10 protein-coding genes are annotated in these 6916 nt (G+C 55.3%); 4 read left to right on the forward strand and 6 right to left on the reverse strand.

Annotated elements, in window-relative coordinates; genetic code table 11:
• From K5905_RS23385 to K5905_RS23395, 3 genes are all read left to right on the forward strand, one after another.
• A partial coding sequence (locus tag K5905_RS23385; protein WP_297588429.1) for a hypothetical protein occupies positions 1 to 908 on the forward strand: 908 nt, incomplete at its 5' end.
• 4 nt (positions 909 to 912) lie between these two features.
• The gene (locus K5905_RS23390; protein ID WP_297588432.1) at positions 913 to 1389 is read left to right on the forward strand and encodes a hypothetical protein; all 477 of its coding nucleotides are present in this window, start codon (positions 913 to 915) and stop codon (positions 1387 to 1389) included.
• A 129-nt stretch (positions 1390 to 1518) separates the two neighbouring features.
• Complete coding sequence (locus tag K5905_RS23395; protein ID WP_297588435.1) at positions 1519 to 2130, forward strand: trimeric intracellular cation channel family protein; 612 nt, start codon at positions 1519 to 1521, stop codon at positions 2128 to 2130.
• Here K5905_RS23395 and K5905_RS23400 read toward each other — a convergent pair whose 3' ends face one another.
• Positions 2131 to 2748 carry a DJ-1/PfpI family protein gene (locus K5905_RS23400; protein ID WP_297588438.1) on the reverse strand — a complete coding sequence of 206 codons (618 nt, stop codon included), beginning with the start codon at positions 2746 to 2748 and terminating at the stop codon, positions 2131 to 2133.
• Between the two features lie 156 nt (positions 2749 to 2904).
• Here K5905_RS23400 and K5905_RS23405 point away from each other — a divergent pair, with 156 nt between their 5' ends.
• On the forward strand, positions 2905 to 3288 hold the full coding sequence (locus K5905_RS23405; RefSeq protein ID WP_297588441.1) for a VOC family protein: 384 nt from the start codon (positions 2905 to 2907) through the stop codon (positions 3286 to 3288).
• 284 nt (positions 3289 to 3572) lie between these two features.
• Here the strand turns inward: K5905_RS23405 and K5905_RS23410 are convergent, their stop codons facing one another.
• The 5 genes from K5905_RS23410 to K5905_RS23430 all read right to left on the reverse strand — a co-directional run.
• A complete protein-coding gene (locus K5905_RS23410) occupies positions 3573 to 4481 on the reverse strand; it encodes an ornithine cyclodeaminase (RefSeq protein WP_297588443.1) in 909 nt (302 codons plus the stop codon).
• A 23-nt stretch (positions 4482 to 4504) separates the two neighbouring features.
• A complete protein-coding gene (locus tag K5905_RS23415) occupies positions 4505 to 4870 on the reverse strand; it encodes a lipopolysaccharide assembly protein LapA domain-containing protein (protein ID WP_297588445.1) in 366 nt (121 codons plus the stop codon).
• Between the two features lie 64 nt (positions 4871 to 4934).
• Positions 4935 to 5234 (reverse strand): integration host factor subunit beta, encoded by a 300-nt coding sequence (gene ihfB, locus K5905_RS23420; RefSeq protein WP_297588447.1) that lies wholly within the window; start codon positions 5232 to 5234, stop codon positions 4935 to 4937.
• Between the two features lie 17 nt (positions 5235 to 5251).
• A complete protein-coding gene (gene sppA, locus K5905_RS23425; protein ID WP_297588450.1) occupies positions 5252 to 6232 on the reverse strand; it encodes a signal peptide peptidase SppA in 981 nt (326 codons plus the stop codon).
• 158 nt (positions 6233 to 6390) lie between these two features.
• A partial coding sequence (locus K5905_RS23430; RefSeq protein WP_297588453.1) for an SLC13 family permease occupies positions 6391 to 6916 on the reverse strand: 526 nt, incomplete at its 5' end.

Below are 6916 nucleotides of genomic sequence, written 5' to 3' on the forward strand. Positions count from 1 at the left end.
TGCAGGTTCTGTCTCTTGGAGCCTGTCTGCTTCTGTTCATTGGCATACTCGCGGAGGAGACCTTGCGGCTCCCCGGTGCGCCGCTCCTACAATACCTGAAGACGCACGCACGGGACTATGGTCCGCTGGCCGTCAGAGCCGGTCTGGCTGTTACACTCGGGCTGAGTGCTGTGGGTGGACTGCCACGCCATGGAACGGCCCTGTGGAGTGAACCGACGCTGTTTGTTCCTGACATGGTGTTGAGCACTCTTCCTGACTGGAGTTGGCTCGCGGGAGCCGAGCTGATCCTGTCGTTATTGTTGCTGCTGGGTCTGGCGACGCGTCTGGTCGCAGTCGCCATACTGGCCTTGACCGTTTTGGGCTGCGTAATCTTCGGCCAGGTCTTTGCCTTGCACTATGCTGGCCATTTCATGGCGCCGGCTATTCTGCTTTGTTTCTATGGTGCCGGAAAATACGGTCTCGACAAATTGTTGCCGGACGACGTCTCGATTGAGACCCGCCTGCCGGACGAAGGGTTTTTTTGGGGTGTTGCCCAACTTCTCACCGGACTGACTTTTGTCAGTCTGGCGATCTCGGTGAAGCTGGCGCAACCAACATTGCTGATCGCCATTTTGGAACATGCACGTTTCGATTTCTTTGGCATGCCATTACCGCTTGTGGCAGTGATCATGAGTTTTGTCGAGTTGCAAGCGGGGATACTCCTTGCAATAGGGAGGTTGGTGCGTCCGGTCGCGCTTTTTCTTTTATGCGCCTTCACCTTTTTTGCCGTTGTGCTGCGCGAGTCGCCTGCTTTGCACGGAAACCTCTACGGGTTGATGTTCATCTGCCTGCTGCACGGCGGCTGCCCTCTCAAGGTTTCAATAAGCTGGGGTGGCAAGTCCGACACCAAATTACACGAAGAGGTCTGACCGGATGATCTCAAAACGAAGTGGCGGCGCAGCGTTGATCGCCTCGGTGTCCGCGTGTCTTTTTACCTTTGTGAACCTTCACTTTTTTAAGTCCGGAAGCAGGGAACAACCGCCGCATGCGGTTTTTGTGGAAGTTCCGGATGGGACGGAACCGCCGGAGCTGCAACTGAAAGGCGAACTCGCCCCCGGTGGTGACTGGTTGCTCCACATTGAGACCACCCATTTCTCCTTTACCGATGTGTGCGTTAATCGATCGGAGCAAAGCCAAATCGGACATGCCCATGTGCACAAAGGCGATCGGAAAATCGGCACTGCCTATGCACCGGTGTTTTCGCTGGGGCACCTCGCGCCCGGCAGACACGTTTTTTCAGTGGTGCTGCGGGCCCAGGACCATCGGGCGGTTGTCAGCAAGGAAGGCCTGATACACAAAAAGATCACAATCATTGTGCGGGCTTCCCGGAAACGTCGGCGTTTGTCCTGAAAATCGTTCAAATGGGGAGCGAAGTTGCATCGACTTTGACCGCCCTAAACAATCGCGTTGCCGTTAAGACAGAATTTGCGGTCCCCAGGTACAAGGAGAACCAGCTGAGATTTGCTTCGGGGGACTGTCATGCTGCTGCAATATCTGGACTATCTCGGTGTTGCCGTTTTTGCGGTCACCGGTGGTATTGTTGCCTCTCGAAAAGAGCTTGATTTCGTTGCCTTTCTCTTCTTTGCAACATTGACCGGCATCGGTGGCGGCACATTACGGGACTTGCTGCTCGGTGTGCCGGTGTTCTGGGTCGAGAACGAAACCTATGTTCTGGTCTGCCTCGTCGTCAGCGTTCTGGTCTGGTTTTTCGCTCACTGGATCGAGCGGTTGAACAAACCCTTGCGATGGGCGGATGCTATTGGAATTGCCGCCTATTCCGTCATGGGAGCAGCCAAGGCCATGTCGGTCGGTGATACGGTGCTGGTTGCGGTTCTCATGGGGGTGTCGACCGCAACATTCGGCGGAATTCTGCGGGACACGATTGCCCGCGACCCGTCGACGATCGTCAGGTCGGAGATCTATGTCACAGCAGCCTTTGCAGGCGCTGGCAGTTTTGTACTGCTCGCATATTTGGGCATACCACAGATCATTGCAGCAGCCCTGGCTGCGGCGGTAGCGCTTGTGCTGCGGGGAGGAGCGATCCTGTATGGCTGGAATCTGCCCGGATATCGCTCGAATACGGAAAGCTGATCAACCATCGATTGTCCCGCGGGCAGATCCTGCATGCTCTTTGGCCAGAAAGGCCGTGATCTGGTTTGCGGTGTTTCTGTCCAGGCCGGAAGCCGCCAGGACCTCCACGGCAAAAGTTGCTGGAGCCGGTGCCGGGGCGGTTATGATGTTGTTGTCTTGAATTGCGAAGGCTACGTCAACGTAATGATCACTGCCGCTATATTCGGGGACGAGATTTTCAAGATATCCAGGTCCGTTTGACGTATGTCGAACGGCGTTCAGCAGTCCGGCCCGGGCAAGCGCAGTTGTTCCTCCGCAAATCCCGGCAACAACGCTCCCTCTATCAAAAGTGCTGCGCAACCTGTCTTCAATCGATGGCGGAGTGGACTTCTCGAACATGGGACCGCCGCATACCGCGACAACGGTTTTGCCGGTCGCTTCGAACCTGACGGTATCTGCAACTCTCAAACCGGCAGCAGAGGTTACCGGTCCCCCCTCTGGGGACACGAATTGAACCTCAGCATTGTAGAATGCCCGGCCAAGCCCTGCGAGCGTGGCAATCTCCCAGTCGGAAAAACCTTCTGTTACGAGAATAGTGATCGGTAGCAATTCGGGGCCCTTTGCTTGTTGCGGAGGCAATCTTATCCAACCTCTGCTGACATGGTGCTGTCAGGAGAGATCGGCGCGGGCAGTTTTTGCAAACTGTTGCGGGCTTGGTTCTGATCAATGTCATAGCTTTGTCCTCTTGCCGGGGGTAAAATTCGGCGTTGCCAATTTCAAAAGGTGGAGGCCTCGATGGCTGAGCACGGTGTTTTTTACTGGAACGAATTGATGACCCGCGACACGGAAAAGGCAAAGGAGTTTTATGGCCAGACGCTTGGATGGACATTCGCGGAAATGCCGATGGAGGAAGGCACATATGTGGTTGCCAACCTCGGTGACAAGCCGGTTGCCGGCATTTTCCCAATGATCGGCCCGCATTTTGAGGGCGTTCCTGAGCATTGGTTCTCGTATATTGCGGTTGATGATGTCGATGAGCGGCTGGGACTTGCAAAAGCGCATGGTGGGGAGATTGTTCGCCCGCCATTCGACGTGCCCGGTGTCGGCCGGATTGCCATTTTGAAGGATGTAAATGGTGCGGCTCAGGGGTGGATGACGCCCGCCGAAACAACAGGTTGAATTATTACCAATAAAAAGGCCGGTTCGAGATGAACCGGCCTTTTAGCTAGAAAACAAGCCCATATGTGGCAGATACATAAACGATCAGTCCGAGTGCAACTGCCGGAAGGCTTGCCGAATAGGCAAATGTCGTCAGCATGTCCTGCTCCTTCGCAAAACGACAATTGTGAAAGCGGGCCCGCTGATTGCTGTGCAGCAAACCGGGCAATCCATTCCGGTACTCGCTTTCCGGTTTACCCCCTGCTGCTTTGCAATGTGGGGCATACTTTTGCGAGTTCCAGAGTTTATGACCTCAAAAAAATGTGTGCAGCCAGCGCATAGTCCGTCAGGCCGGTCTGCGGACCGGGGAGAAACAAGGTCCGTTGTCCATAGTAGCGGCGTCCGGCCTTGCTGCCTTGCGCCAGTTCTTTCAAGTCCGCAGCCCATTCCAGTTCCGTGCGTGGAGGGGCGGCAAGATCTGAGGAAAACAGCCGGGCTTCCTCAAGGAGGTCGGAAGGCAGCACTGCGGACGGGTCAAGCACATCTATGTGGCACCCGGCCGAAGGATCAAGGTAGGTCAGCGCATGGTAGCTCTGGGTGTCGCTGTCAGGACCAGCAACACAAATCATGTCGGCACCTTCCTGTGCAGCAATAATCTCGGTTGTCACACCTACGTGAACATTGGCCAGAGATCGCTGAGCGGCGATCCTTTTGTGAGTTTGCCGGGACGTTCCGGCAAGCAGGATCGACGTAAAATTTCGCACAGCGGCATAAGCTGACAGGATTTTGGGAAGCCGGGGATCCTCACCGACCACAAGAAGCCGTGAAGTGTCCTCTCGCGACAGATAGGCCGCGGCAAGCGCATGGACCCCGGCAGCACGCCAAGCACTCAGTCTGGCGCCATCAATCAGGGCAATCGGTTCACCGCCGGATCCGGAAAACAGGACATAGAGACTTGAGGCTTGCCCCTTTTTCTCAGGAAGCTCAAGCGCGATCGAGCATCCAATGTAACCGCGGGACAGATCGCCCTGTGCGGCAAAATCTGTCCAGGCAGGTTGGAAGGAAATGTGTCCGGGTGCTGGACCGGGCCGATTGATCTCCTGGTCCGAAATGTTGGGTGCAATCGTGTTTGACCGGAACGCACGTCTCAATGTCTCCAGAACAGCTCTGTCCTCAAGACACGCATCAATTTCGTCGCTGGATATGATCCGCATGCGTTGATTATACGAGAAGCGCTCTAAGCTGCCGAGCGGTTATCTGGTCCCGCGATACCCTTGATGTTCGAAGAGGGCTGGGAAGCTGAGTGCATTTCCCTCAGTTGATCTGCTTCCCTGTGCCATTTGTTGGCCTCGCGCCGCTTCACACGCGCTTCCTTGCGCCAGCGGCCTTGTTTCGCCCAGGCACCCAGACCGCCGACAATGATGCCGACGCCCAGGCTTGCAAAAATAACCCAGAACAGTGGGATATCGGGAACGGTCAGCCTCGGATCCTGTGGATCGAACGGATTCAGGGACAGGGAGACTGTATGCCTGTTGGCAACCGACAGGGGAACCAGCACCACCGCGATTGCGAACAAAATCACATTCCTGATGAAACGGGTCACGAGGGCCTCCCGGTAATTACCAGTTCAAAATTCAGTTTCAGACGGGAAAGCCTCACCGGCGCAATCAGTCGTCGCCGTGGTCAACACCGTCATTCAATCGTATACGCATTTCTTTGCCGGTTTTGAAGAAGGGAACGTGTTTTTCATCCACTTCCACTTTTTGACCGGTGCGAGGATTTCTGCCAACGCGGGCGGGTCGGTTCTTGACCGAGAATGCGCCAAATCCGCGCAGCTCGACACGGTCTCCCCGCATAAGAGCCTCAGTGACTTCATCCAATATGGCGTTGACGATGTTCTCAACGTCGCGCTGATACAGATGCGGATTCTGCTCGGCGATGTGCTGAACAAGTTCGGATTTGATCATGCTGCGCCCCCTCTCGCTTAACGATTGTTGTCTGCCGCCTCAGAAGCCTGCCAAACGGATACGAGCCCGTCAAGCGTAAGACCCCGTGGAATCAGCCCCTTAGCATCAATAATAGGGTTTATAAGGGCAGATCCGATGCCATTTCCAAACTCTCTGGACACGCGAGCGGAGAACGGCAGCTCCTCAAGGTTGCTGTTGGGTGTCCAGGTAACCACTGGAAGATCCTTGGCGACGCCCTTTTCCGTTTCGAGCCAGGAGATGGCCGTATCTTCGCCGCCAATCGCATCGACAAGCTTTTCTTCAAGGGCCCTGTGACCGGTCAGAATACGCCCGTCGGAAAGTTCCTTTGCCTTTGCCGGATCCAGATCCCGGCGCTCTGCCACGAGGCCGACGAACCAGTCATACGAGTCCTTGACCATGGATTGCAGCATGGCGCGTACCTGTGGTGTGGTTTCCGAATAAAAATCCGGTTCGGCCTTGAGCGGCGCGCTTTTGACCGCTTCCATCTGTACCCCGACGGTTTCAAGGAGTTTCTGCGCGTTTCCGAACTGGAAGAGGACACCGATCGATCCGGTAATCGTGTTGTATCGTGCCACCACATGATCGGCGGCGATCGCAACCATATAGCCTGCGGATGTCCCGATCGTGCGGATTTCCGCAACAACGGGTTTCTTTTCGGAAAGCTCGCGCAAGGCCTGAAAGAGCGCTTCGCCACCCGTTGTGCTGCCACCAGGCGAATTGATCGAAACGACAACTCCCTTGACCGCATCCGCCTTGCTGATCCGTTCGATCATTTTCAGCGTTTTGCGATCCTCCAGAATGACCCCTTCGATCGGAATGCGCGCAATATGCGCGGACCTTTTGTTGGAAGCGCCGGATACGTAGGCAAGGCCGGCGATCAGTGCACCGGCAATGACGATAAAGGTCGCGACACGCCAGAAGGTGAGTTTGCGCCGTAACCGCCGTCTATCTACCAGGGCGTCAACATCAACAGGCATGAACAGGGTTTCTCCGGACAGGTACGTATGAAAACCAGCACCTACATAGGGTGAGTATGACTGGAATTGCAATTGCTTATCGAAACTTTCGCATCAGAATGCGGCAGTTTCGCGCAACGCGGGAAATTTTTATCGGACGATGGAATGCGATCCTGATGTCAACCGGTCACATTCCTCATGAAGGCAACCCAGGCATAACATGCGGCCAGGGAAACGACGGTCACCGGCAATACATAAACAGTGAACTGCCAGAACTGGAACGGTGTGACACCATGTTTTTCGGTCTGCTGCACGATGATCACGTTGCTGGCGGCACTCAGAATGAACAGGTTGCCCGCAAGTGTGGAAATGCCGGAAAGCAACATCAGGGTCGGTGTTTCGTGGCCATCAAGAAGGTTCAGATAGATTTCGACAAGCGGAACATTCGAAAAGATCTGACTGCCGAAAAAGGCAATGGACGTGACAAGCAGAGGTTCACCCAGCTGGTCGTTCCAGGGGCTCAGCCATTCCTGCAATGCGCCGGACTTCAGCACGGCACCCGTGACAATGAACATGGAGACGAAGAAGATCAGCGTATGCCAGTCGACTTCCTTGACCAGCTGAACCCGATGCGACGAAAACACAAACAGCGGAACCGCTGCAATCAGGCTCAAGGCACCGAGAGGCAGGTCGGGCAGCCAGTCC

It is taken from the genome of Roseibium sp., assembly GCF_025698965.1.
Classification (GTDB): domain Bacteria; phylum Pseudomonadota; class Alphaproteobacteria; order Rhizobiales; family Stappiaceae; genus Roseibium.

What these genes read in the sequence shown, in the direction of transcription:
- K5905_RS23390 (WP_297588432.1), top strand. Translation starts at nt 913, where the DNA reads ATGATCTCAAAACGAAGTGGCGGCGCAGCGTTGATCGCCTCGGTGTCC.
- K5905_RS23395 (WP_297588435.1), top strand. Translation starts at nt 1,519, where the DNA reads ATGCTGCTGCAATATCTGGACTATCTCGGTGTTGCCGTTTTTGCGGTC.
- K5905_RS23405 (WP_297588441.1), top strand. Translation starts at nt 2,905, where the DNA reads ATGGCTGAGCACGGTGTTTTTTACTGGAACGAATTGATGACCCGCGAC.
- K5905_RS23410 (WP_297588443.1), bottom strand. Translation starts at nt 4,481, where the DNA reads ATGCGGATCATATCCAGCGACGAAATTGATGCGTGTCTTGAGGACAGA.
- ihfB (WP_297588447.1), bottom strand. Translation starts at nt 5,234, where the DNA reads ATGATCAAATCCGAACTTGTTCAGCACATCGCCGAGCAGAATCCGCAT.
- sppA (WP_297588450.1), bottom strand. Translation starts at nt 6,232, where the DNA reads ATGCCTGTTGATGTTGACGCCCTGGTAGATAGACGGCGGTTACGGCGC.